Raw genomic sequence first — 21,657 nt, forward strand, 5'->3', positions numbered from 1 at the left:
ATGAATCTCACGCCGAGAGAAAAAGACAAATTGCTCATCGCCATGGCGGCTATCGTGGCCCGCCGCAGGCTGGAGCGCGGCGTCAAGCTCAACTATCCCGAAGCCATTGCGCTGATTACCGATTTCGTCGTCGAAGGAGCGCGAGACGGTCGACCCGTTGCCGAACTGATGGAAGCCGGCGCCCATGTCATCACCCGTGCCCAGGTGATGGAGGGCATTGCCGAGATGATCCACGACGTGCAGGTCGAAGCGACGTTCCCCGATGGAACGAAGCTCGTTACCGTGCACGAACCTATCCGTTGAGGCCGCCATGCTTGAGCTTAGACCCAGTTGTGAATGCTGCGACCGCGATCTTCCTCCGGAAAGCCGGGATGCGCTGATCTGCAGTTTCGAATGCACCTTCTGCAGCGATTGTGCCTCTGATGTATTGGGTGGCTTCTGCCCCAATTGCGGTGGGGAACTGGTGCGCTGGCCGGTGCGTCCGGCCGAGAAGCTTGCGGCCAATCCGGCCTCGACAAAACGTGTTTTCAAGGCCGAGGGCTGCAAGTCCTCCGCGGCCGCCTGAGCAGGAGAGGGAACAAGCGATGATCCCGGGTGAAATCATTGCCGCGAGCGGCGAAATCGAACTCAATGCCGGCCTTCCGACCGTGACGATCGAAGTTGCGAACACCGGGGATCGTCCGGTGCAGGTGGGCAGCCACTACCATTTCTATGAGACCAATGCCGGTCTCTCCTTCGATCGCGAACAGGCTCGCGGCATGCGTCTCGATATTCCCGCAGGCACGGCCGTCCGTTTCGAGCCCGGCCAGATGCGGCGGGTTACGCTGATCCCGCTTTCCGGTAAGCGTGAGGTCTATGGCTTCCGCCAGCAGGTCATGGGTAAGCTGTGAAGCCGGCTTATCCCGCCCGGAGGAGCGAGCGATGAAATCGGCACTGATGGCGATGCTCTGCGGTTGCGTGCTTTTGATCGACGGTCCTGCCCAGAGCGAAGACGAGCCGGAAGTCGATTGTGCCAACGCCACGACCCAGTTTGCGATGAATGTCTGCGCCGACCGGGACTACAAGGCGGCCGACAAGGAACTGAACCTGCAATGGGTCAAGACCCGCAAGGTCGTGGCCGAGTGGGATGCAGATCTGGACGAGCAGGCAAAAGGTGCGGTTGCGTCGCTCTTGAAGGGGCAGCGGGCCTGGATCGAGTATCGCGACGGGCAGTGCAATGCGGCGGGCTACGCTGTCTGGGGCGGAAGCATGTATCCGACCGTCGTTTCCTCGTGCCTCACTGACCTGACACGCAAGCGGACCGAGGAACTCAAGGACCTCGCCAACGGCGTCGAATAATAACCAGGAGCGAAATGGGAAGACGGATCATGATCGTGGGGAACGGATCGGTACCGGAGGGCGCAGCGGAGGTGATCGACGCTGCCGATCTGGTCGTTCGTTTCAACATGACCCCGAGCTTTCCCGCCTCGGGCCACAAGACCGACGTGCTGGCGGTTTGCAATACGGGGCGGCCGGCAAAGGCCATGCTGTCCTCCGACGGATGGCTGGACAGCGAGCCGGTGCGGGATTGCGCCGAGATCTGGTCTGTGCGGGACCCCGAAAAATTCCGGGCGCTCAGGCCGCATCTCGCAGTCAGCCATCCCGAACTCGACGATTTCTGCGACGACTACACGGAAGGCTTCGAACGTCTGGCCGAACGCCGTGGCAAGGTTCACCGCATCATTTCGCGCCGTGTGCACGAGGCCGTCGATGCCGAGCTTTCCGTGCAGGAGCCCGGCGATTACGTCGTGCCGAGTAGCGGAATGGTTGTTGTCGCCCACGTGCTTTCCGAGCCGGCTTTTGCCGGGGATACCATCTGCCTTGCAGGTTTCAGCCACGAAGGCTGGGAAGGCCATCCCTTTTCCGCCGAGCGGCGGCTTATTGATTCCCGTATTGTTTCCGGAAGGCTGACGCGCCTTTCCTCACCTACCGCTTCCTCCCTCTCCCAAGGAGCCTGATCCATGCCTTACAAGATGTCCCGCGCGGCCTATGCCTCCATGTTCGGACCGACCACCGGCGACAAGGTGCGCCTTGCCGATACCGAACTCTTCATCGAGGTGGAGAAGGATTTCACGAGCTACGGCAACGAGGTGAAGTTCGGCGGCGGCAAGGTCATCCGCGACGGCATGGGCCAGAGCCAGGTGACGCGCGCCCGTGGCGCGGTCGATACCGTCATCACCAATGCGCTGATCGTCGATCACTGGGGGATTGTGAAGGCCGATATCGGCCTGAAGGACGGCCGCATCGTGGCGATCGGCAAGGCCGGCAATCCGGATACCCAGCCCGATGTCGACATCATCGTCGGCCCGGGCACGGAAGCGATCGCGGGTGAGGGCAAGATCGTCACCGCCGGCGGTATGGACAGCCATATTCACTTCATCTGCCCGCAGCAGATCGAGGAGGCGCTGATGAGCGGTCTCACCACCATGCTCGGCGGCGGCACCGGTCCGGCGCACGGCACGCTCGCAACCACCTGCACGCCCGGTCCGTGGCATATCGCCCGGATGATCGAAGCTGCCGATGCCTTCCCGATGAACCTTGCATTTGCCGGCAAGGGTAATGCCTCGCTGCCCGGCGCGCTGGAGGAAATGGTGCTGGCCGGCGCTTCCTCGCTGAAGCTGCATGAGGACTGGGGCACGACGCCCGCTGCTATCGACTGCTGCCTTTCGGTCGCGGACCAATACGATGTGCAGGTGATGATCCACACCGACACGCTGAACGAAAGCGGCTTCGTCGAGGATTCCATCGGCGCGATCAAGGGCCGCACCATCCATGCCTTCCACACGGAAGGTGCGGGCGGCGGCCATGCGCCCGATATCATCAAGATCTGCGGCCAGCTCAACGTCATTCCGTCGTCTACCAACCCGACCCGGCCCTATACCGTCAACACCATTGCCGAGCACCTCGACATGCTGATGGTCTGCCATCACCTGTCGTCCTCGATCCCGGAAGACATCGCTTTTGCCGAAAGCCGTATCCGCAAGGAGACGATTGCGGCGGAAGATATCCTCCACGACATCGGCGCCTTCTCGATCATTTCCTCCGACAGTCAGGCCATGGGCCGCGTCGGCGAAGTGGCGATCCGCACCTGGCAGACGGCGGACAAGATGAAGCGTCAGCGCGGCCGGTTGGCACAGGAGACCGGCGATAACGACAACTTCCGCGTCAAGCGCTACATCGCCAAGTATACGATCAACCCGGCGATCGCCCACGGCCTTTCCCACGAGATCGGCTCGGTCGAAATCGGCAAACGCGCCGACCTCGTGCTGTGGAACCCGGCCTTTTTCGGCGTCAAGCCTGATATGGTGCTGCTCGGCGGCTCGATTGCGGCGGCGCCGATGGGCGATCCGAACGCTTCCATCCCAACGCCGCAGCCGGTTCACTACCGCTACATGTTCGGCGCTTACGGCAAGGCGCGGACCAATTCCTCCGTCACCTTCGTCTCGCAGGCTTCACTGGATGCCGGTCTTGCCAACAAACTCGGCGTTGCAAAGCAGTTGCTCGGCGTAAAGAATACCCGCGGCGGCATTTCCAAGAAGTCGATGACCCACAATGACCTGACGCCGCATGTGGAAGTCGATCCTGAAACCTACGAAGTGCGCGCCGACGGCGAGCTGCTGACCTGCGAACCGGCGACCGAACTGCCGATGACGCAGCGCTACTTCCTGTTCTGAGCAGGTCATGGCGCGCATCCTGCGAAAAATTGCGGGCGGCGTTGTCCTGATCGGCTTGGCTGTGGTCGCGGGCATGGTGGTTCCGCGGCCGCTTTCCGGCAAGCCCGCCATCGCCGCGACGGGCAGCCGGGAAATATTGGGGCTCTCCAACCCGATCCATACCGATATCGTCCTGCCGTTCGACGACGATGTCGTTGGGGCCTTTGGCGATCTGATCGCCGCCGGTTCTCCGCTGGATCATCCCGATGCGCGATATGTCGTGTTCGGCTGGGGCGGGCGCTCCTTCTATATCGAAACGCCGACATGGGGCGACCTGAAGCCGATGCCGGTGCTGAAGGCGCTGACGCTCGACAGCTCCGTCCTGCATGTGGATGTGGCAGCGCAGATCGATCTGGACGCTCCCGGTGTTCAGCGGTTTTCAACGGATGAAGAGGGGATGGATCGCCTCATAGACTTCGTTCGGACGACGCTCGTTTCTTCCGATGGTGCAGTGCAGCCTATAGAAGGAGCCGCTTATGGCGCGACCGATATGTTCTATGAGGCTAACGGGAGCTTCAACGTTCTGGCCGGCTGCAACACCTGGACTGCGGCTGCTTTGCGAACCGCAGGTGTCAGAACCGGATGGTGGACGCCGCTGCCTGTGACGCTCCGCTGGTCGCTCGACATGCTCAATTGATGTGTTGTTGTATTTTTGCATAGCAGCCATGCGCTTGATGTTGGCGCTCAAGTTTTTATGATGCAGCGCATCAAGATTCAGGGTAGTTTAGAACTATTCCAGAAATGGCATCCCCAAGTGCCGCCGTCCATCCAAAGGAGATTACCATGCTGATCGGCAGAAAAGTGCCCAACGTCACCTTCCGTACCCGCGTTCGCGACGAGTCCGTCGGTGGCCCGAACCCCTTCCGTTGGCAGGACATGACCTCCGACGATTACTTCAAGGGCAAGCGCGTTATCCTGTTCTCGCTGCCGGGCGCCTTCACGCCGACCTGCTCGACCTTCCAGCTTCCCGACTTCGAAAAGATGTACGAAGAATTCAAGGCTGAAGGTATCGACGAAATCTACTGCATGTCGGTCAACGACGCCTTCGTCATGAACGCCTGGGCAAAGGGCCAGAACCTGCAGAACGTCAAGGTCATCCCAGACGGTTCCGGCGAATTCACCCGCAAGATGGGCATGCTGGTCAACAAGGATAACCTCGGTTTCGGTATGCGTTCCTGGCGTTATGCCGCCATCATCAATGATGGCATTGTCGAGCAGTGGTTCGAGGAAGAAGGTTATTCGGACAATTGCGAAAGTGATCCGTATGGCGTTTCCTCGCCGCAGAACATCATGGAAAAGCTGAAGGAAAAGAAAGCCGCCTGACTTCTTTCCTTCAACGCATGAATTTTGCGAAGGCCCGGCTTTTTGCCGGGCTTTTTTCGTTAACGGATGACGGCCTTTCGAAAGCTCTAACCTTAGGCATCGTTAATAAAATGGTCGCTTGAAAAAGCATTCCAGTGTGATCTCGGACGCAGATCGTATGCAACCGCGGATCAACTGATCTATCCCGCGCGGCTAGGAGGCGCTTGGCCGGTTCCTGGCTTGTTTCCTGCTTCAGTTCAAGAAATAGGGGTTGGAAAATCAGGGTGCGATATGGACGAAATACAATCCTTGGTTATAGAGTCGCTTCATGGGGATTTATACGAATCTATTTTTAGAACCGATTGCATTTTAGCGAATGGATTAGGGCGAAGCGAAGAGAACCTGTCTTATTCGAAGAGTGCTGCATGAATGGGGAGCGGCGCGATGGAATTTCTCAAACAATGGGTTTCGCTGCAGGTTGATCTCGGTCAGTTCAACGGTCGAAAGGCCGTCTATGGCTTTGCCCTTAAGATGACCTTTCGGGCCGTGCTTCTGGCATTTTTCCTCAGCATCGCCGCACTTCCGCTCTGTTATCAGCTCGGCTTCATGCCCCTTTCGGTGCCGGAGGCGATCAAGCTTTCCGTGGCGTTTTCCTGGCTGTTCGGCGGCGCGGTTTCAGGGGCGCTTGCTATCGTTACCGGTCAGGTGATTCATGATCTTTCCGTCTCGCGTACTGAGTTCGAGCGCCTGAGTCGTACGGACATGTTATCCGGTCTTCTCAACCGTCGCGCCTTCAACGAAGAGCTTGTCCGGACGAACGGTCAGGCATCGCTTGCGATTCTGGATCTCGACCGTTTCAAATCGATCAACGACCGTTACGGCCATAGCGCGGGTGATGCCGTGATCGTGGCTGTTGCGGAGGTTTTGCGCGAGGTGTTCAAGGAACCGCATGTCGTGGCTCGTCTTGGCGGTGAGGAATTTGGTGTCATCATCCACGGCGGCGGTATTGCCCAGCGCATAGCACTGGTGGAGCGGGCGCGTAACCTGATCGCATGGCGGGCGGTGTCCTGCGATGGGCAGATGATATCTACAACGGTTTCAGGAGGCGTTGCGGAATTCGGGCCGGGCTTAAGGGCAGAAGCGGTTTATTCAGCGGCGGATCGCGCGCTTTATCTCGCCAAGGCGAACGGGCGCAACAAGGTGCTGCACGATGAAGGCGTAGAGGCATTTCCTGCATGGCCGAAGAGCGAGCTTGACGATTCGCTGGCAATCGACGGTGGGCTTCCGGCTTCCGGCTGAAGTTCATTCTTGCCGCCTGCCTGTCATTTGTGCATGGTTGAAAAATCGCCAATCTGGACTGACCATGCGACGCGTTATTTCCATTCTTCCCGCCGGCTCCGGCGACGTTACGATTTCCGGCAAGGTTAGCCTTGCTCATGACGAGCGCCATCTGAGGCGCAAGCTCCTGCACCTCGAAGACGGCGACATGGTCATGCTCGACCTCAAGGAGCCGGTTCTTCTGGCCCATGGCGACCTGTTGATGCTGGACGATGACACTGCAGTCGAGGTGGTTGCGGTCGAGGAAAAGCTGTTCGAGATCACGGCCCGTGATCCCCGCCATCTGATCGAGCTTGCCTGGCATCTCGGCAATCGTCATCTGTCGGCGCAGATCGAGGAGGAACGCATCCTCATTCTGCGCGACCATGTGATCCGCGATATGCTCATTGGACTGGGCGCAACCGTTAACGACATCACCGAGCGTTTCCAACCGGCGAGGGGAGCCTATCACTCCCACGGCGGACACGGGCACGGCTCGCATTCAGGTCATCACCATGACTGATATTGCTGCGCATGCTGAGGGGCGAGGGGCCTTGTTGCGGCTGCTTGCCTGGCTTTCGCCTGCCTTTCCGGTTGGCGGTTTCGTCTACTCAGGCGGGCTTGAGGCGGTCATTCACGATGGCGGCATTGGATCGGCCGAGGAGCTGTCGGCCTGGCTCTCCGTCGTGTTGTCAGACGGCAGCCTGCGTAACGACGCCATACTGCTTGCAGAGGCCTACCGTTCGATCGATGATGCCAAGCGGTTGCGAGATGTAGTCGAGCTTGCAGCGGCGCTTGCCGGATCGATGGAGCGCCATGCGGAGATCCTCAGGCAGGGTGACGCGTTCCTTGCTGCCGCGTCGGCATGGCCGCATCCGGTGCTCGATGTATTTTCCGGCGGTACGGCCTACAGCGTGGCCGTGGGAGCTGTGGCTGCTGCCCATCATGTGCCGCTCGACGATGCCCTTGCCGCCTTCCTGCAGGCGCAGTGCGCCCAACTGATCTCTGTTTCGGTGAGGCTTGGGGTTATCGGGCAGAAACAGGGTGTCGCCATTCTCGCCGGGCTGGAGCGGCCGGTTCTGGCCCAGGCCGAGCGTACGGGGCGGCTTGGGCTTGATGAACTCGGTAGCGCCACCGTTCTTGCCGATATCGCGAGCCTCAGACACGAGGTGCAGTATTCTAGGTTGTTCCAGTCGTGATCGCGGCGGTGCAAGTCCTTCGGCCGGATGAAGCCTGCCAGAGAGACGAATTGATTGCCGGCGGTTTCGCCGTCGCTTGCCAACAGGATAGATAAGATGAAGTCACAGAATGGTCCCCTGCGCGTTGGTATCGGCGGCCCGGTTGGGTCGGGCAAGACAGCGCTGACGGAAAAGCTCTGCAAAGCAATGCGCGACCAGTACTCCGTCGCGGTCGTCACCAATGATATCTATACCCGCGAGGATGCCGATGCGCTGATCCGGATGCAGGCGCTTTCCTCCGACCGGGTGATCGGTGTGGAAACCGGTGGCTGTCCGCATACCGCAATCCGCGAAGACGCCTCTATCAACCTGCAGGCCATCGCCGATCTGACGGCCCGCATCCCCGATCTCGACGTGGTGTTCATCGAATCGGGCGGCGATAATCTGGCGGCAACCTTCTCTCCGGATCTCGCCGACTTGACGATCTACGTCATTTCCGTCTGCCAGGGCGAGGAAATCCCGCGCAAGGGCGGCCCGGGCATCACCCGTTCCGACCTGCTGGTGATCAACAAAAAGGATCTGGCGCCTTATGTCGGCGTCGATATCGAGGTGATGGATCGGGATGCGGAACGCATGCGCTCGTCCCGCCCCTATGTGTTTTCGGACATGAAACGTGGGGCGGGCGTCGAGGATATCGTGGCGTTCCTGAAAGAAAGCGGGGGACTCTGAGCCCCCCGAAATGTGAATTGCGTTTCTTTTCTTGAACGTCAGATCTGTTTGAGAGCGCTGACGTCGTTGATCTGAATGATGCGTCCCCGCACGGTGACGCCAGCGCGGCGGAGCGATGAGAAGGCGCGCGACAGGGCCTCCGGAGCGAGGCCCAGCTTGCCTGCCAGAAGGCTTTTCTGGAAGGGTAGGCGGATCGAAGCGGATGCGCTGTCCTGCGGGCAGTTGTCCAGCAGATAGTGGGCGACCCGTTGCGGAGCGGTCTGCAAGCGGTCGTTGGCGATGCACTCCATTGTGGTGCGCAGGTGAGCGGAAAGATTGCGGATGATCGCCTGCGCGATATCCCGCTCCTGTTCCGCCAGCGCCCGAACCTTCTGCAGTTCAAACCGGGCAACGGTGATGTTCTCGGCCGCCTGGGCGTTGTAGAGGTAGTTGTCGCCGAGCGCGAGTAGGCATTCGGCAAAGGTTTCGCCTGGGCCGCAGATGCGGATATCGGCTTCGCGCCCGTCCTTGTTCAGCCGGTAGAGGCGCACATAGCCGGTAAGAACGCAGTAGAAGTATTCCGCGTTTTCCGCTTCCCGAAACAGGATGTCGCGCGCTTCGTAATTGGTCACGGTGCAGATTTCGAGCATGCGCGCCAGCGCGCTCGCACCGAGAGATGCCATGAACGGCGTCTTCAGCAGGGTGTTTTTGTCGCGTGTGTTCAACTTCAAAATCTTGTTCACGGTTTCACGGCTCCAGATTGCGGTCCTTGCGGAGCGCGGTGGCCAATCCCCAGTAACGAGAAGACGCTTCCCCACAGCTTCGAAAAGGCAGGCCGCTCCGCTTCCTCCAGCTGGCGGCAACCACTCTCCGATGCCGGAAAATCGCAGACCGCCGGAAACCCGGCGATAACGGCGACCTCCCACGAAAATGTGTTCAGCAACATCATTTCCATCTGGGAAGCAACCTTCAGTCGTTACTCATTCCTCAGCAGAAAAAAGGATAGGGAAGGTCGAACAAGGTTGATTTGATTTCGATCAACCGATCTGGCTGGGTGTGTCAGATTTTCTTCATAACCACCATAAAACACGAAAAAACCGGGCTCAGAGGCCCGGTTTGATGCGTATACTTGCTGGTTTTACTCGGCGGCGAGCGGTGGAAGATTGATGATCTTGCCGCCGCTCTCTTCCTTGCGGGACGCGCCGGGAGCCTGCTTTTCGACGGCTGCAAGGCGCTTCTTGAGGCTTTCGAGCGTCTCGTTGTTCTCTCTGGCCATTTCGGTCAGCTCCTCGGCCGAGAGCGGGATGGTCTCCTCTTCCTTCTTTCCGACGAGTCTGCCGAACATCCAGCCGAGCAGGTGCGAGAGATCGTCGAGAATCAGGAAGAATGCCGGAACGACCAGCAGGCTGAGTGCCGTCGACACGATAATGCCGCCGATCACGGCGATTGCCATAGGTGCACGGAATGAACCGCCTTCGCCAACGCCCATGGCGGACGGCAGCATGCCGGCGGACATGGCGATGGAGGTCATGATGATCGGGCGGGCGCGCTTGCGACCGGCCTCTACCATGGCTTCCACCCGCTGCATGCCCTTGTGGCGCATCTCGATAGCGAAATCGACCAGCAGGATGGCGTTCTTGGTGACGATACCCATCAGCATGAGGATACCGATCAGGACCGGCATCGATAGCGGGTTGTTGGTAATGATCAGCGCCACCGCCACGCCGCCGATGGCCAGCGGCAGCGACAGCAGGATCGTGAACGGCTGGATGACATCCTTGAACAGCAGGATCAGCACGGTCAGCACCAGAAGCAGGCCGAGCAGCATCGCGTTGACGAAGCTCTGCTGCATTTCCCGCTGGACCTTGGTATCGCCGCTTTCAGCAAGCTTCACCGAGGCCGGGATCCGGGTCGAATCGACAGCGGCGCGGAAGGCTGCCGACGCCGTGTCGAGGGCGACGCCCTGTGGCAGGTCGGCACCAATGGAAACCACGCGGTTGCGGTTGTTGCGCTCGATGGCGCTGACGCCTTCCGAATAGTCGATATCGGCGACGCTCGACAGCGGAACAGTCGCACCGCCTGCGGTCTGCACCTTGAGGGCGCGGATGGCGGCGAGATCGGTTCTAAGGTCGAGAGAGGCCTGGACCCGGATCGGGATGAGGCGGTCGTCGAGCGAGATCTTGGTGAGGGCCGAGTCGACATCGCCGATGGTGGCCACGCGGACGGTCTCCGAGATCTGCTGCGCAGTTACTCCGAGCCGTGCTGCTTCATCTGCGCGCGGACGGATCTGGAGTTCCGGACGGGGCAGGGCGCCGTCGGAGCTGACATTGGCAAGTTCCGGCACCGTGCGAAGCTTGGCTTCGAGGATCGCGGCGGCCTCGTTCAGTTCGTCCGCATTCTTGGAGAGGAAGTTGAACGAAAGGTCGCGTTCACCACGGTCGTTCAGCTTGGACACGCGGATATCGGGGATTGGTCGGAGCTTTTCGAATGCCTCCTTCTCGATATCCCATTGCGGCCGTGTGCGACCTTCAATGGTCATCTTGGGCAGATAGGGGCCGATGACGGGAATGCCGCCCAGTCCCTTGTTGACCAATGTCTTCAGCAGCGAATGCTCGATGCGGACGAGGTTGAGCGTCACGCTGGCGCGACGAAGCTCCATATCGCCCTTGGGCGAGGCGCCGCCAAGGATGAAGACGCTTTCCACGCCCTCGAGATCCTTGGTCGCTGCATAGATCGCTTCGGTCTTGCTTTCGGTTTCATCGAGCGTCGCATTCGGTGGCAGTTCGATGGACAGCACTATACGACCGGCGTCTTCCGGCGGAAGGAAGGAGCCGGGAACCTGCGCCAGCAGCGCAATCGAGGCGACGAGGAAGGCAAAGGCGCCGATAAGCGTCAGGTAGCGCGCATACCAGTGGCTCGTGGTGGCGCGTACCAGCCGCGTATAGCCCTTCATGAAGGCGCTGTCGTTGTCGTGATGGTCGTCCATCGCGTCTTCGGCGCGCATCAGGTAGGCGGCCATCAGCGGCGTGATGAGACGCGCGACCATCAGCGAGAAAAAGACAGAGAAGGCGACGGTCAGGCCGAACTGGATGAAGTACTGGCCCGGAATACCCGGCATGAAGGATACCGGCACGAACACTGCGATGATGGTGAACGTGGTGGCGATAACGGCAAGGCCGATTTCGTCGGCCGCCTCGATGGCCGCTCGATACGGCGTCTTGCCCATTTTGATGTGGCGGGCGATGTTCTCGATCTCGACGATTGCATCGTCAACGAGAATACCGGTCGCCAGCGTCAGCGCCAGGAAGCTGACGAGGTTCAGAGAGAACCCCATCATGTCCATGATCCAGAAGGTCGGAATGGCGGAGAGCGGCAGGGCGATTGCCGAAATCAGGGTTGCGCGCCAGTTGCGCAGGAAGAGGAAGACCACAATAACCGCCAGAACAGCACCCTCGATCAGGGTATGCATGGCCGCTTCGTAATTGCCGTAGGTGAAGTAGACGGAATCGTCCATCAGCTTGATATCGACGCCCGGGTTCTCCGCACGGACCTGATCAAGGATGGTGGAGACCGTTTCCGCGACGCTTACTTCGCTGGCGCCCTTGGAACGGAAGACGGCGAAGGTGACGACTGGCTCACCGTTGAAGCGCGAGAAGGATTTCGGTTCTTCGTAGGTGTCCTTGATGGTGCCGAGGTCGGCAAGTTTGACGAAACGACCGTTGCTCAGCGCGATGGTGGTGTTGGCCAGCGTACCGACATTGCGGGTGTCGCCCAATGTGCGGATTGCTTGTTCGGCACCGGCCACCTGACCGCGGCCTGAGCCGAGATCGACGTTGGTGCCACGCAACTGACGGTTCACGTCGGCGGCGGTGATGCCGAAAGCGTCGAGACGGTCCGGGTTCAGTTCGACGCGGATTTCGCGCTCGGCGCCGCCGTAACGGTCGATACGGCCAATGCCGCTCTGGCCCTGCAGTGCCCGCTTCACTGTGTCATCGACGAACCACGAGAGTTCCTCGATGCTCATGTTGGGCGCGGAAACCGCGAATGTCTGGATAGCCGCTCCCTCGACGTCGATCTTTGCGACGATCGGCTCGTCGACGGATGCCGGGAGGTCGCCGCGAATGCGGTCGATGGCGTCCTTGACGTCCTGCACCGCCTGTTCGGTCGGCACCTCCATGCGGAACATGATGATGGTCTGCGACTGCCCGTCGGTGACGGTCGAAGTCAGTTCGTCGACCCCGGTGATGCTCGCAACCGCGTCCTCGATCTCCTTCGTCACCTGCGTCTCGAGTTCAGCCGGGGACGCGCCGCTCTGGGTCACGGTGATCGCCACCAGCGGAACGTCGATATTCGGAAAGCGGGTGATCGGCAGTGCGAAAAACGACTGGAGACCGACCACCATCAGCAGGAAGAAGGCCAGGATCGGCGCTACGGGATTTCGAATGGCCCAGGCGGAGAAGTTCATGGCGCTCTGTCTCTCAGTTCGAGGCGGCAGTTTCGTCGTTGATCGGGTTGATGTGGTCGCCATCGCGAACGAAGGCGCCGGCCTTGGCGACCACCACATCGCCTGCCTTCAGGCCGCTGACGACCTGGATATAGGCGCCATCCTGGATGCCGGTCGCGATGTCGACCTGCTTGATGACGCCATCCCTGACCAGGCGGGTCGTAGTCGCATGCTTGCTGGTGGTGATGGCCGACAGCGGCAGGGCTACGGCATTCGCTTCGGCCACGATGATCTCGGCGTTGCCATACATGCCGGCGCGGGCGCCGTTGTCATCGTCGATGGCGATGTGCACCGCGCCGAGGCGCGTCTGCGGATCGACGATGGGGGAAATCAGGCGGACCGAGCCGTTCAGGCTCGAGGCTCCGCCGGCGACGGTAATCTTCGCCTTCTGGCCGACGCGCATCTTCAGGATATCGGTTTCGGATACGTCTGCGACGAGTTCGATCTGGCCGTCCCTGATAATAGTGAACATCGGCTGCCCGCTGCCGGAGGCGATGGCGCCGGTCTTGGCGTTCCGCACCGAAACGACGCCGGCATAGGGGCTCTTCACATCCGTACGAGCAAGATTGAGGTCTATATCCGCGATCTGAGCGTCGACGACCTTGATATCGGCTTCGGCAATCGCAATCGCCTGTTCGGCGCTCGTCACCTTGGCGCGGGCGCTGGTGGCGGCTGATTCAGCCTGCTCCACGGAAGAAGTCGAGAAGGTGCCGGATTTGCCGAGTGCTTTCGCGCGCTTGAACTGGCGGTCCGCTTCGTCGGCATTGGTCTTGGCGTCGGTGAGCTGCGCATGATACTGAGCAAGTGCTGCCTCTGCCTTGGCGCGCGAGGCCTGAAGCTGGCCCTTCTGCAGGCGTAGCGCATCGTCGTTGAGGCGGGCGACCACGCCATCGGCTTCCACCTTGTCACCGACATCGGCCTCAAGCGTCTTGATCGAAAGCCCCTCGACGAGCGGCTGCACATAGATCTCTTCCACCGGCTTGATGGTGCCTGTCGCAACGATCCTGTCCACCAGCGGCCGGGCCTCGGCCTTCGTCACGACGATCGAGGGGATCTTGGGCTGCGGCGCCGATGCGGCCGCTTCCTCCGCCTGCGCGGCATAAGGTACAAACAGGGCGGACAAGACGAGCAGTCCTGCGATGGCATCCTTGTTGCGAACCATGGGCTCCTTCCAGCATTCAAACGAATGCGCCAATAGTTATTCAATAAAACTTGTTTTCCCGTGGGCAATCGTCAAGATGCCAATAGAACAGCTTCCGGTTTCCACTCCCTCGGGAGGAAAATCCTTCTATTACACAACCGGTTCATAGTTGGTATCGCTCGTTCGACTTACAAGAGCGACAAGCACCTTCTTCGCGGCGAAAATTTACGCGTGTGTTTCCTGCAAATCAATGTGGTCGCGATGCCACAGGTTGAGCCCCGCTGCCGGCTACGCGGGAAAACAAAAAAAGGCGCAGGGGCCGGGGCCGTGCGCCTTTCCTTTTGTCGATCCTCGCGTCTGCTTATTTCAGCGCGGCGTCAGTGATTTCATGCGTCCAGGCGCCGGTCGGCTCCTTGGTGATGACCGGGTCGGAACCGCCGCCGAGCAGGGTGGCGACGGTGCGCTTGTAGTCAGCTTCGTCGAGCGCGCCGTTGGAACCGGCTGTCAGCTTGGCGACTTCGCCCATCATGCGCTTCTGGTGCTTCTCGGTCTGGGCGCCGGAGGCGTCGTTTTCGAGAACAATGTCTGCGGCTTCGTCCGAATGCTCCTCGGCCCACTTCCAGCCCTTCATCGAAGCGCGGACGAACTTGACCATCTTTTCCTTGAAGGCCGGGTCCTTCAGCTTGTCTTCCAGAACATAGAGGCCGTCCTCAAGGGTAGCGACGCCTTCATCCTCGTACTTGAAGGTAATGAGGTCTTCCGGCTTGATGCCGGCGTCGATGACCTGCCAGTATTCGTTATAGGTCATGGTCGAGATACAGGCAGCCTGCTTCTGCAGCAGCGGATCAACGTTGAAGCCCTGCTTCAGGACGGTAACACCATCAGCGCCGCCGGTGGTCGGGATCTTCAGGTGCGCCATCCACGACAGGAACGGATATTCGTTACCGAAGAACCAGACGCCCAGCGTCTTGCCCTTGAAGTCGTCCGGCTTGGTGATGCCGGTTTCCTTGAGGCAGGTTAGCATCATGCCCGACTTCTTGAACGGCTGGGCGATGTTGACGAGCGGGGTGCCCTTTTCGCGCACGGCCAGAGCCGAAGGCATCCAGTCGATGACGACGTCGGCGCCGCCGCCGGCGATAACCTGTGCCGGGGCAATGTCCGGGCCGCCGGGCTTGATGTCGACGTCGAGGCCTTCTTCTTCATAGAAGCCCTTGTCCTTGGCAACGTAGTAGCCGGCGAACTGGGCTTGCGTCACCCACTTGAGCTGCAGCGTCACCTTGTCGGCGGCCGCCGCCTGCATCGCCGTCAGCGAGACGGCGCCTGCCAACAGCAGGGATGCGATCTTGAATTTCATTGTTGTTCCCTCTTCTTTTTTACGCCTGTCCACCGCGGACAGACGGATGCCAGAAGGTGACGGCGCGTTCTGCCAGCGCCACCACCCCATAAAAGATCGAGCCTGCGAGCGCGGCGACCGCGATCTCGGCCCAGACCATGTCGACATTGCTGCGCCCCACTTCCGTGGAGATCCGGAACCCCATGCCGACAATCGGGGTGCCGAAAAACTCTGCCACGATGGCGCCGATCAGCGCCAGCGTCGAATTGATCTTGAGAGCGTTGAAGATGAACGGCCATGCGGCTGGCAGGCGAAGCTTGGTCAGCGTCTGCCACCAGCTTGCCGCATAGGTGCGCATCAGGTCGCGTTCCATGTGGCTTGCGGCACCCAGCCCCTGCACGGTGTTCACCAGCATGGGGAAGAAGGTCATGATGACGACGACGGCGACCTTGGACTGCCAGTCGAAGCCGAACCACATGACCATGATCGGCGCGACGCCGACGACCGGTAGCGCGGAGACGAAATTGCCGATGGGCAGCAGGCCTTTCTGCAGAAAGGGGGAGCGATCGACCAGGATCGCCACGATGAAGCCGAGGCCGCAGCCGAGCACATAACCGGTCAAAACGGACTTGAGGAAGGTCTGCCGGAAGTCTGCCCAGAGCGTCGGGATGGAGTTGATGAGCCGCGTCCAGATCATCGACGGTGCCGGAAGCAGGATCGATGGAATGGAGAAGCCGCGGACCACGCATTCCCATATGACCAGCAGGGTGACGCCGAAGATCACGGGCACGGCCGTATTGGTAATGCGGCGAAGCGCTGGATTGGCGAAGCGCTGCCGCACTAGCCATTCATTGAGCCCCCAGGTCGCAAGCCAGAAGACGACCGCGAAAAGCAGATAACCGTTCATGGCTTGACCCCCATGCGTTTCAGGACGCGGCCATGGGCGAAGCCGACGATGCCGACGAGAACTGCGGCAAGGCCCGCCGCCATGAACAGCGCCGCCCATATCTGGATGGTCTGCCCGTAATAGGAGCCGGAGAGCAGGCGTGCGCCGAGGCCTGCGACAGCACCGGTCGGCAGCTCGCCGACGATGGCGCCCACCAGCGAGATGGCGATGGCCACCTTGAGCGAGGTGAAGAGGTAGGGCATCGAGGCCGGCCAGCGGAGCTTCCAGAAGGTCTGGTTCTGGCTGGCGTTATAAGTGTGCATCAAGTCGAGCAGCAGCGTATCAGGGCTTCTCAACCCCTTCACCATGCCGACGACGATGGGGAAGAAGGAGAGGTAGGTCGAGATCAGCGCCTTGGGCAGCACGCCGGAAACACCGATCGCATTGAGCACGACGATGATCATCGGCGCGACCGCAAGGATCGGGATCGTCTGGCTGGCGATGACCCAGGGCATCAGTGAGCGATCCATCGCCCGGTTATGCACGATGCCGACGGCCAGCAGTATGCCTAGCACGGTGCCGATGGCGAAGCCGAGAAGGGTGGCCGAAAGCGTGATCCACGCATGATAGACGAGGCTGCGCTTCGAGGTGATCGCCTTGTTGACGGTGGTATCCCACAGCTCGACGGCAATCTGGTGCGGCGCCGGCAGCACCGGACGCTCCTGAACGAAGGTGCGTTCCACCACCTGCCCGAAGCTCAGCGTCTCGTTGTCACGCGCCGCCTGATCACGCACGAAGGGCGCGTTGAGATAGACGACGAAGACATGCCAGATGACGAGGATCGCGAAGATGACGGTAAGGACCGGAAGGATGCGATCTCTGAAGAGGGAGGGGGAGGTCATACGGGACCTCCCGCCGAACAGAGAGAAAGAGAACGGCGCTCCTTATTCCTCATAGCTGTGCCCCGCTTTAAGGCCTTCGCGGACGCGGTGGGCGATTTCGAGGAATTCGGGGGTTTCACGAATTTCCAGCGGGCGTTCGCGCGGCAGGGTGGATTCGATCACGTCGGTCACGCGGCCGGGGCGGGGGCTCATCACCACGATCTTGGTGGAGAGATAGACGGCCTCCGGAATGGAGTGGGTGACGAAACAGATCGTCTTGTCGGTCGCGGCCCAGAGCTTCAGAAGCTGTTCGTTGAGATGGTCTCGGACGATCTCGTCCAGCGCGCCGAAGGGTTCGTCCATCAGGAGCAAATCGGCGTCGAAGGCAAGCGCGCGTGCGATCGAGGCGCGCTGCTGCATGCCGCCGGAAAGCTGCCAGGGGAACTTCTTGCCGAAGCCGGTGAGGTTGACGAGTTCCAGCGTCTGTTCGATCCGTTTCTTCTTTTCCTCGGCGGAGAAGCCCATGATTTCCAGCGGAAGCGCGATGTTCTTCTCGATGGTACGCCATGGATACAGCGCCGCCGCCTGGAAGACATAGCCGTAGGAGCGATCCAGCCTCGCGTTTTCCGGTGTCATGCCGTTGACGGTGATCTCGCCGCTGGTGTGCTTCTCCAGATCGGCGATGACGCGGAGAAAGGTGGTCTTGCCACACCCCGAAGGGCCGATGAAGGAGACGAAGTCGCCCTTCTTCACCTCGAGATCGACATTGGAGAGCGCGTGCACCGGCCCGTCTCCCGTCTGGAAGGTGAGACAGAGGTTTTTGGCGGACACGACGGAAAATGGAGCGTTCATCGAATGGAACTCATCAGCTTGGTTGCAAAGGCAAAAGGCCTCTTGCATGCTATCATGACACGGCCGGATGGCGCCGGCCTATGAGACTTTGCGTGGATACCCAACGCCTTGGAGGAGCGGGACCATGGATACGTCATCGAAACCCACCTGCCGGATCGTCCGGCCGAGCAATACCTATGACGGCAAGCAGGGATTGACCTATTTCGAAGGCATTGCGGCCGAGACCGTCGGCTCCAAAGGTATCTGCATGCACGTGCTGACCCTGCCGCCCGGCGCGCGGGCCAAGGCCCATCTGCACGAAAGCCACGAGACGGCGATCTACTGCCTCTCCGGCTCTGCCCACACCTGGTATGGCGACCGGCTGGAAAATCATGTGATCCTGCATGCTGGCGAACTGATGTACATTCCCGCCGGCGTGCCGCATCTTCCGGCCAACCTTTCCAACGCGCCCTGCACGGCGATTATCGCCCGGACAGATCCGAACGAGCAGGAAAGCGTGGTGCTTCTGCCCGAACTGGACGCGCTGGTAGAGGTTTGAGGCTATCTGCATAGGGCCAGCGGTCCCCAGGTCGAGCCATCGTCGATTTTCAGCACGTAACTGTCGGGGCCGGCGCGGTCGATATCGATCTCGAACGGCGCCTGTTCCTCGTTTCCGCCTTCCTCCTCGCAGGAGGCAGTGACGGTGAAGCCATCGTCCGCATCCTCGTGCACCGACTTGAAGGTGCAGTAGGCCGAAGCGGTGGTCACGGCTTCGGACGTCAGCAGGAAGAAATTGTCGGAACCGGTAGATTCACCCGTCATCGCGTAGTCGCAGCCGTCCTTGTTGCCATAGCTGCCCTTGATCGGCAGCTCGGCAGCGATGGCCGCGCCCAAAGGCGCGGTCCAGACAAGTAAAGCCAGCAGTAAGAGGAGGCCGGCACAGCGCATCAATCAGACGCCAGACGCCGGGATGCCGGTGCGCTCGACCTTGCGGGGAGCGACCAGTTCTTTCCAGGTGGAAAGAGCCTTGTTGACCGCCTGGAAGGGCTCGCGCGATACGAACTGGCCGTGGCCTTCCCGCGTCTTGACGGTCGTTTCCTCGATGGCAACGTAGCCGCGGGTGAGGGTGTAGCGCGGCAGGCCGGTCACTTCCTTGCCCTCGAAGACGTTGTATTCGACCGGTGACTGCTGGGTCTTTGCCGAAATGGTCTTGGTGCGCTTCGGATCCCAGACGACGATATCCGCATCGGCGCCGACCACGATCGCACCCTTCTTCGGATAGATGTTGAGGATCTTGGCGATGTTGGTGGAGGTGACGGCCACGAATTCGTTCATGGTCAGGCGGCCGGTGTTGACGCCGTAGCTCCAGAGCAGCGGCATGCGGTCTTCGAGGCCGCCGGTGCCGTTCGGGATCTTGCGGAAATCGCCGACGCCGTAGCGTTTCTGCTGAACGGTGAACGAGCAGTGGTCGGTGGCGACGCAGGAGAGCGATCCCGCCTGCAGGCCGGCCCAGAGGCTGTCCTGATGCAGCTTGTTGCGGAAGGGCGGGGACATCACACGGGCGGCGGCATGATCCCAGTCGGGGTTCGAATATTCGCTGTCATCGAGCAGCAGATGCTGGATCAGCGGTTCGCCATAGACGCGCATGCCCTTCTGGCGGGCGCGGCGGATGGCTTCGTGAGCCTGTTCGCAGGAGGTGTGAACGATATAGACCGGGCAACCGGCCATGTCGGCGATGGTGATGGCGCGGTTGGTCGCCTCGCCCTCGACTTCCGGCGGACGGGAATAGGCGTGGGCTTCCGGGCCGTTATTGCCTGCAGCCATCAGCTTTTCCTGCATCGAGGCGACGATGTCGCCGTTTTCGGCATGGACCAGCGGCAGGGCGCCGAGTTCGGCGCAGCGCGAGAAGGAGGCGAACATCTCGTCGTCGTTCACCATCAGCGCGCCCTTGTAGGCCATGAAGTGCTTGAAGGTGTTGATGCCCTTTTCGCGGACGACGGTTTCCATCTCCTCGAAGACCTGCTTGTCCCACCACGTCACCGCCATGTGGAAGGAATAGTCGGCATTGGCCCTGGTGGACTTGTTGTCCCAGCGCTTCAAGGCGTCGAGGAGCGACTGGCCCGGATCGGGCAGACAGAAATCGACCACCATGGTGGTGCCGCCGGCGAGACCGGCGCGGGTGCCGCTTTCGAAATCGTCAGCGGAGTAGGTGCCCATGAACGGCATTTCGAGGTGGACGTGCGGATCGATGCCGCCCGGCATGACATAGCAGCCGGCCGCATCCAGAACCTCGTCGCCAGCAAGGTTCGGGCCGATCTCGACGATCACGCCGCCTTCGATCCTGACGTCAGCCTTGTAGGTGAGATCGGCGGTAACGACCGTGCCGCCCTTGATGACTGTGCTCATTGGTCCCTGTTCCCTGTTTTATATTCTGGAATGGACCGTCGACCTGCTTTCTGCCGACGGCCGGAAGCTTGAGGCTGCGCGAGATGCGGCGCAGCCTAGGCCACAATCTCGGCGGTCTCGATGACGGCATGGAACAGCACGTCGCAGCCGGCGGCGGCCCAGTCCTTCGAGATTTCCTCGGCCTCGTTATGGGAAAGGCCGTCGACGCAGGGGCACATGATCATTGTGGTCGGCGCAACCTTGGCCGTCCAGCAGGCGTCATGGCCGGCGCCGGAGATGATGTTCATGTGGCTGTAGCCCAGCCGCTCGGCGGCGTTGCGTACGCGATCGACCAGCACCGGATCGAAGGTGACGGGGTCGAAATGACCGACCGCCTCGACCGAGCAGCCCACGCCGATTGCTTCGCAGATCTTGGCCGCCTCGGCCTCGATCTTTGCCCGCATGGCGTTGAGCTTGGCGAGGTCAGGCGTGCGGATGTCGACCGTAAATACGACCTTGCCCGGTAGCACGTTGCGGGAGTTCGGCGAGAAGAACACCTGGCCGACGCCGCCCACGGCGCCCGGCTGGTTTTCCATGGCAACTGCCTGCACCATCTCGACGATACGGCTCATGGCGAGGCCGGCATTGACGCGCATGTTCATCGGGGTGGAGCCCGTGTGGGCTTCCTTGCCGGTCAGCGTGAATTCCAGCCACCACAAGCCCTGACAGTGGGTGACGACGCCGATCTGCTTTTCTTCCGCCTCGAGGATCGGGCCCTGTTCGATGTGATATTCGAAATAGGCGTGCATCTTGCGGGCGCCGACTTCCTCGTCGCCGAGCCAGCCGATGCGCTTCAGCTCGTCGCCATAGGTCTTGCCCTCGGGATCCCTGCGGCCATAAGCGTAATCGAGCGAAAGGGCACCGGCGAAGACGCCTGAGGCGAGCATGGCCGGGGCAAAGCGCGCGCCTTCCTCGTTTGCCCAGTTGGTAACGACGATCGGATGTTTCGTTCTGATTCCGAGGTCGTTCATCGAGCGGACCACTTCGAGCGCCGCGAGAACGCCAAGCACGCCGTCATACTTGCCGCCGGTCGGCTGGGTATCGAGGTGCGAGCCGACATAAACGGGAAGAGCATCCGGATCGGTGCCTGGCCGGGTGGCGAACATGGTGCCCATCTTGTCGACGCCCATGGTCATACCGGCGGCGTCGCACCACTTCTTGAAGAGGGAGCGTCCCTCGGCATCTGCGTCGGTCAGGGTCTGACGATTGTTGCCGCCGGCAATACCGGGGCCGATCTTCGCCATGTCCATGAGTGAATCCCACAGGCGATCGCCGTTCACGCGCAAGTTCTCGCCGGGTGCTGCCGTCATTTCAAAATCCTCACCAGTTTTTCGTATGAGCATGCAAATCGCATGCCCCAATATTCCCCCGATCACCGC

At 60.8% G+C, this 21,657-nt stretch carries 23 protein-coding genes; 13 read left to right on the plus strand and 10 right to left on the minus strand.

Features of this window, described 5'->3' with window-relative positions; translation table 11 throughout:
* From H4I99_RS09375 to ureG, 12 genes are all read left to right on the plus strand, one after another.
* Nucleotides 1–303, plus strand: coding sequence for an urease subunit gamma (locus tag H4I99_RS09375; protein ID WP_099058644.1), 303 nt, complete (start codon nt 1–3; stop codon nt 301–303).
* A gap of 7 nt (nt 304–310) precedes the next feature.
* Nucleotides 311–565, plus strand: coding sequence for a DUF1272 domain-containing protein (locus tag H4I99_RS09380; RefSeq protein WP_163900503.1), 255 nt, complete (start codon nt 311–313; stop codon nt 563–565).
* A gap of 19 nt (nt 566–584) precedes the next feature.
* Entirely contained in the window at nt 585–890 is a 306-nt protein-coding gene (locus H4I99_RS09385; RefSeq protein WP_099058642.1) for an urease subunit beta, read from the plus strand.
* A 31-nt stretch (nt 891–921) separates the two neighbouring features.
* The gene (locus H4I99_RS09390; protein ID WP_163900501.1) at nt 922–1,338 is read left to right on the plus strand and encodes a lysozyme inhibitor LprI family protein; all 417 of its coding nucleotides are present in this window, start codon (nt 922–924) and stop codon (nt 1,336–1,338) included.
* 29 nt (nt 1,339–1,367) lie between these two features.
* A complete protein-coding gene (locus H4I99_RS09395; protein ID WP_244624987.1) occupies nt 1,368–1,997 on the plus strand; it encodes a Urease operon accessory protein in 630 nt (209 codons plus the stop codon).
* Between the two features lie 3 nt (nt 1,998–2,000).
* Nucleotides 2,001–3,713, plus strand: a complete 1,713-nt coding sequence (gene ureC, locus H4I99_RS09400; RefSeq protein WP_163900497.1) for an urease subunit alpha — start codon at nt 2,001–2,003, stop codon at nt 3,711–3,713.
* A gap of 7 nt (nt 3,714–3,720) precedes the next feature.
* Nucleotides 3,721–4,389, plus strand: a complete 669-nt coding sequence (locus tag H4I99_RS09405; RefSeq protein ID WP_163900495.1) for a TIGR02117 family protein — start codon at nt 3,721–3,723, stop codon at nt 4,387–4,389.
* 149 nt (nt 4,390–4,538) lie between these two features.
* Entirely contained in the window at nt 4,539–5,075 is a 537-nt protein-coding gene (locus H4I99_RS09410) for a peroxiredoxin (RefSeq protein WP_163905793.1), read from the plus strand.
* 423 nt (nt 5,076–5,498) lie between these two features.
* A complete protein-coding gene (locus H4I99_RS09415) occupies nt 5,499–6,353 on the plus strand; it encodes a GGDEF domain-containing protein (RefSeq protein WP_163900493.1) in 855 nt (284 codons plus the stop codon).
* Nucleotides 6,354–6,417: 64 nt separating this feature from the next.
* Nucleotides 6,418–6,894: an urease accessory protein UreE gene (ureE, locus tag H4I99_RS09420; protein WP_163900491.1), complete on the plus strand. Its 477-nt coding sequence runs from the start codon at nt 6,418–6,420 to the stop codon at nt 6,892–6,894.
* Nucleotides 6,887–7,570 carry an urease accessory protein UreF gene (locus H4I99_RS09425; protein WP_163900489.1) on the plus strand — a complete coding sequence of 228 codons (684 nt, stop codon included), beginning with the start codon at nt 6,887–6,889 and terminating at the stop codon, nt 7,568–7,570. Before ureE ends, H4I99_RS09425 begins: the two co-directional genes overlap by 8 nt.
* Nucleotides 7,571–7,666: 96 nt before the next feature.
* Nucleotides 7,667–8,278 carry an urease accessory protein UreG gene (gene ureG / locus H4I99_RS09430; RefSeq protein ID WP_099058635.1) on the plus strand — a complete coding sequence of 204 codons (612 nt, stop codon included), beginning with the start codon at nt 7,667–7,669 and terminating at the stop codon, nt 8,276–8,278.
* A gap of 38 nt (nt 8,279–8,316) precedes the next feature.
* Here the strand turns inward: ureG and H4I99_RS09435 are convergent, their stop codons facing one another.
* The 7 genes from H4I99_RS09435 to H4I99_RS09465 all read right to left on the minus strand — a co-directional run bounded on the left by H4I99_RS09435 (nt 8,317) and on the right by H4I99_RS09465 (nt 17,854).
* Complete coding sequence (locus tag H4I99_RS09435; RefSeq protein ID WP_425314371.1) at nt 8,317–9,000, minus strand: Crp/Fnr family transcriptional regulator; 684 nt, start codon at nt 8,998–9,000, stop codon at nt 8,317–8,319.
* A gap of 395 nt (nt 9,001–9,395) precedes the next feature.
* Nucleotides 9,396–12,722: an efflux RND transporter permease subunit gene (locus H4I99_RS09440; protein WP_163900487.1), complete on the minus strand. Its 3,327-nt coding sequence runs from the start codon at nt 12,720–12,722 to the stop codon at nt 9,396–9,398.
* A 13-nt stretch (nt 12,723–12,735) separates the two neighbouring features.
* A complete protein-coding gene (locus H4I99_RS09445) occupies nt 12,736–13,923 on the minus strand; it encodes an efflux RND transporter periplasmic adaptor subunit (RefSeq protein WP_163900486.1) in 1,188 nt (395 codons plus the stop codon).
* A 340-nt stretch (nt 13,924–14,263) separates the two neighbouring features.
* Nucleotides 14,264–15,256, minus strand: coding sequence for an ABC transporter substrate-binding protein (locus H4I99_RS09450; RefSeq protein ID WP_163900484.1), 993 nt, complete (start codon nt 15,254–15,256; stop codon nt 14,264–14,266).
* 19 nt (nt 15,257–15,275) lie between these two features.
* Nucleotides 15,276–16,142, minus strand: a complete 867-nt coding sequence (locus tag H4I99_RS09455) for an ABC transporter permease (protein ID WP_163900482.1) — start codon at nt 16,140–16,142, stop codon at nt 15,276–15,278.
* On the minus strand, nt 16,139–17,023 hold the full coding sequence (locus H4I99_RS09460; protein WP_163900480.1) for an ABC transporter permease: 885 nt from the start codon (nt 17,021–17,023) through the stop codon (nt 16,139–16,141). Before H4I99_RS09460 ends, H4I99_RS09455 begins: the two co-directional genes overlap by 4 nt.
* Nucleotides 17,024–17,065: 42 nt before the next feature.
* The gene (locus tag H4I99_RS09465; RefSeq protein WP_163900478.1) at nt 17,066–17,854 is read right to left on the minus strand and encodes an ABC transporter ATP-binding protein; all 789 of its coding nucleotides are present in this window, start codon (nt 17,852–17,854) and stop codon (nt 17,066–17,068) included.
* 124 nt (nt 17,855–17,978) lie between these two features.
* Between H4I99_RS09465 and H4I99_RS09470 the strand changes: the two genes are divergently transcribed.
* Entirely contained in the window at nt 17,979–18,392 is a 414-nt protein-coding gene (locus H4I99_RS09470) for a cupin domain-containing protein (protein WP_163900476.1), read from the plus strand.
* Nucleotides 18,393–18,394: 2 nt separating this feature from the next.
* Here the strand turns inward: H4I99_RS09470 and H4I99_RS09475 are convergent, their stop codons facing one another.
* The 3 genes from H4I99_RS09475 to H4I99_RS09485 form a co-directional block, all read right to left on the minus strand.
* Nucleotides 18,395–18,727: a hypothetical protein gene (locus tag H4I99_RS09475; RefSeq protein WP_186663271.1), complete on the minus strand. Its 333-nt coding sequence runs from the start codon at nt 18,725–18,727 to the stop codon at nt 18,395–18,397.
* Between the two features lie 57 nt (nt 18,728–18,784).
* Entirely contained in the window at nt 18,785–20,239 is a 1,455-nt protein-coding gene (gene hydA / locus H4I99_RS09480) for a dihydropyrimidinase (protein WP_163900474.1), read from the minus strand.
* Between the two features lie 95 nt (nt 20,240–20,334).
* Complete coding sequence (locus tag H4I99_RS09485; protein WP_163900472.1) at nt 20,335–21,588, minus strand: Zn-dependent hydrolase; 1,254 nt, start codon at nt 21,586–21,588, stop codon at nt 20,335–20,337.
* Between the last annotated feature and the right edge of the window lie 69 nt (nt 21,589–21,657).

The sequence above is a fragment of the Paenirhizobium daejeonense genome, assembly GCF_014280875.1.
Classification (GTDB): Bacteria; Pseudomonadota; Alphaproteobacteria; order Rhizobiales; family Rhizobiaceae; genus Allorhizobium; species Allorhizobium daejeonense.

Coding starts and splice junctions, on each gene's coding strand:
- ureC (WP_163900497.1), top strand. CDS start 2,001: ATGCCTTACAAGATGTCCCGCGCGGCCTATGCCTCCATGTTCGGACCG.
- H4I99_RS09375 (WP_099058644.1), top strand. CDS start 1: ATGAATCTCACGCCGAGAGAAAAAGACAAATTGCTCATCGCCATGGCG.
- H4I99_RS09425 (WP_163900489.1), top strand. CDS start 6,887: ATGACTGATATTGCTGCGCATGCTGAGGGGCGAGGGGCCTTGTTGCGG.
- H4I99_RS09440 (WP_163900487.1), bottom strand. CDS start 12,722: ATGAACTTCTCCGCCTGGGCCATTCGAAATCCCGTAGCGCCGATCCTG.
- H4I99_RS09450 (WP_163900484.1), bottom strand. CDS start 15,256: ATGAAATTCAAGATCGCATCCCTGCTGTTGGCAGGCGCCGTCTCGCTG.
- H4I99_RS09390 (WP_163900501.1), top strand. CDS start 922: ATGAAATCGGCACTGATGGCGATGCTCTGCGGTTGCGTGCTTTTGATC.
- ureE (WP_163900491.1), top strand. CDS start 6,418: ATGCGACGCGTTATTTCCATTCTTCCCGCCGGCTCCGGCGACGTTACG.
- H4I99_RS09465 (WP_163900478.1), bottom strand. CDS start 17,854: ATGAACGCTCCATTTTCCGTCGTGTCCGCCAAAAACCTCTGTCTCACC.
- hydA (WP_163900474.1), bottom strand. CDS start 20,239: ATGAGCACAGTCATCAAGGGCGGCACGGTCGTTACCGCCGATCTCACC.
- H4I99_RS09470 (WP_163900476.1), top strand. CDS start 17,979: ATGGATACGTCATCGAAACCCACCTGCCGGATCGTCCGGCCGAGCAAT.
- H4I99_RS09395 (WP_244624987.1), top strand. CDS start 1,368: ATGATCGTGGGGAACGGATCGGTACCGGAGGGCGCAGCGGAGGTGATC.
- H4I99_RS09455 (WP_163900482.1), bottom strand. CDS start 16,142: ATGAACGGTTATCTGCTTTTCGCGGTCGTCTTCTGGCTTGCGACCTGG.
- H4I99_RS09385 (WP_099058642.1), top strand. CDS start 585: ATGATCCCGGGTGAAATCATTGCCGCGAGCGGCGAAATCGAACTCAAT.
- H4I99_RS09415 (WP_163900493.1), top strand. CDS start 5,499: ATGGAATTTCTCAAACAATGGGTTTCGCTGCAGGTTGATCTCGGTCAG.
- H4I99_RS09485 (WP_163900472.1), bottom strand. CDS start 21,588: ATGACGGCAGCACCCGGCGAGAACTTGCGCGTGAACGGCGATCGCCTG.
- H4I99_RS09445 (WP_163900486.1), bottom strand. CDS start 13,923: ATGGTTCGCAACAAGGATGCCATCGCAGGACTGCTCGTCTTGTCCGCC.
- H4I99_RS09460 (WP_163900480.1), bottom strand. CDS start 17,023: ATGACCTCCCCCTCCCTCTTCAGAGATCGCATCCTTCCGGTCCTTACC.
- H4I99_RS09405 (WP_163900495.1), top strand. CDS start 3,721: ATGGCGCGCATCCTGCGAAAAATTGCGGGCGGCGTTGTCCTGATCGGC.
- ureG (WP_099058635.1), top strand. CDS start 7,667: ATGAAGTCACAGAATGGTCCCCTGCGCGTTGGTATCGGCGGCCCGGTT.
- H4I99_RS09380 (WP_163900503.1), top strand. CDS start 311: ATGCTTGAGCTTAGACCCAGTTGTGAATGCTGCGACCGCGATCTTCCT.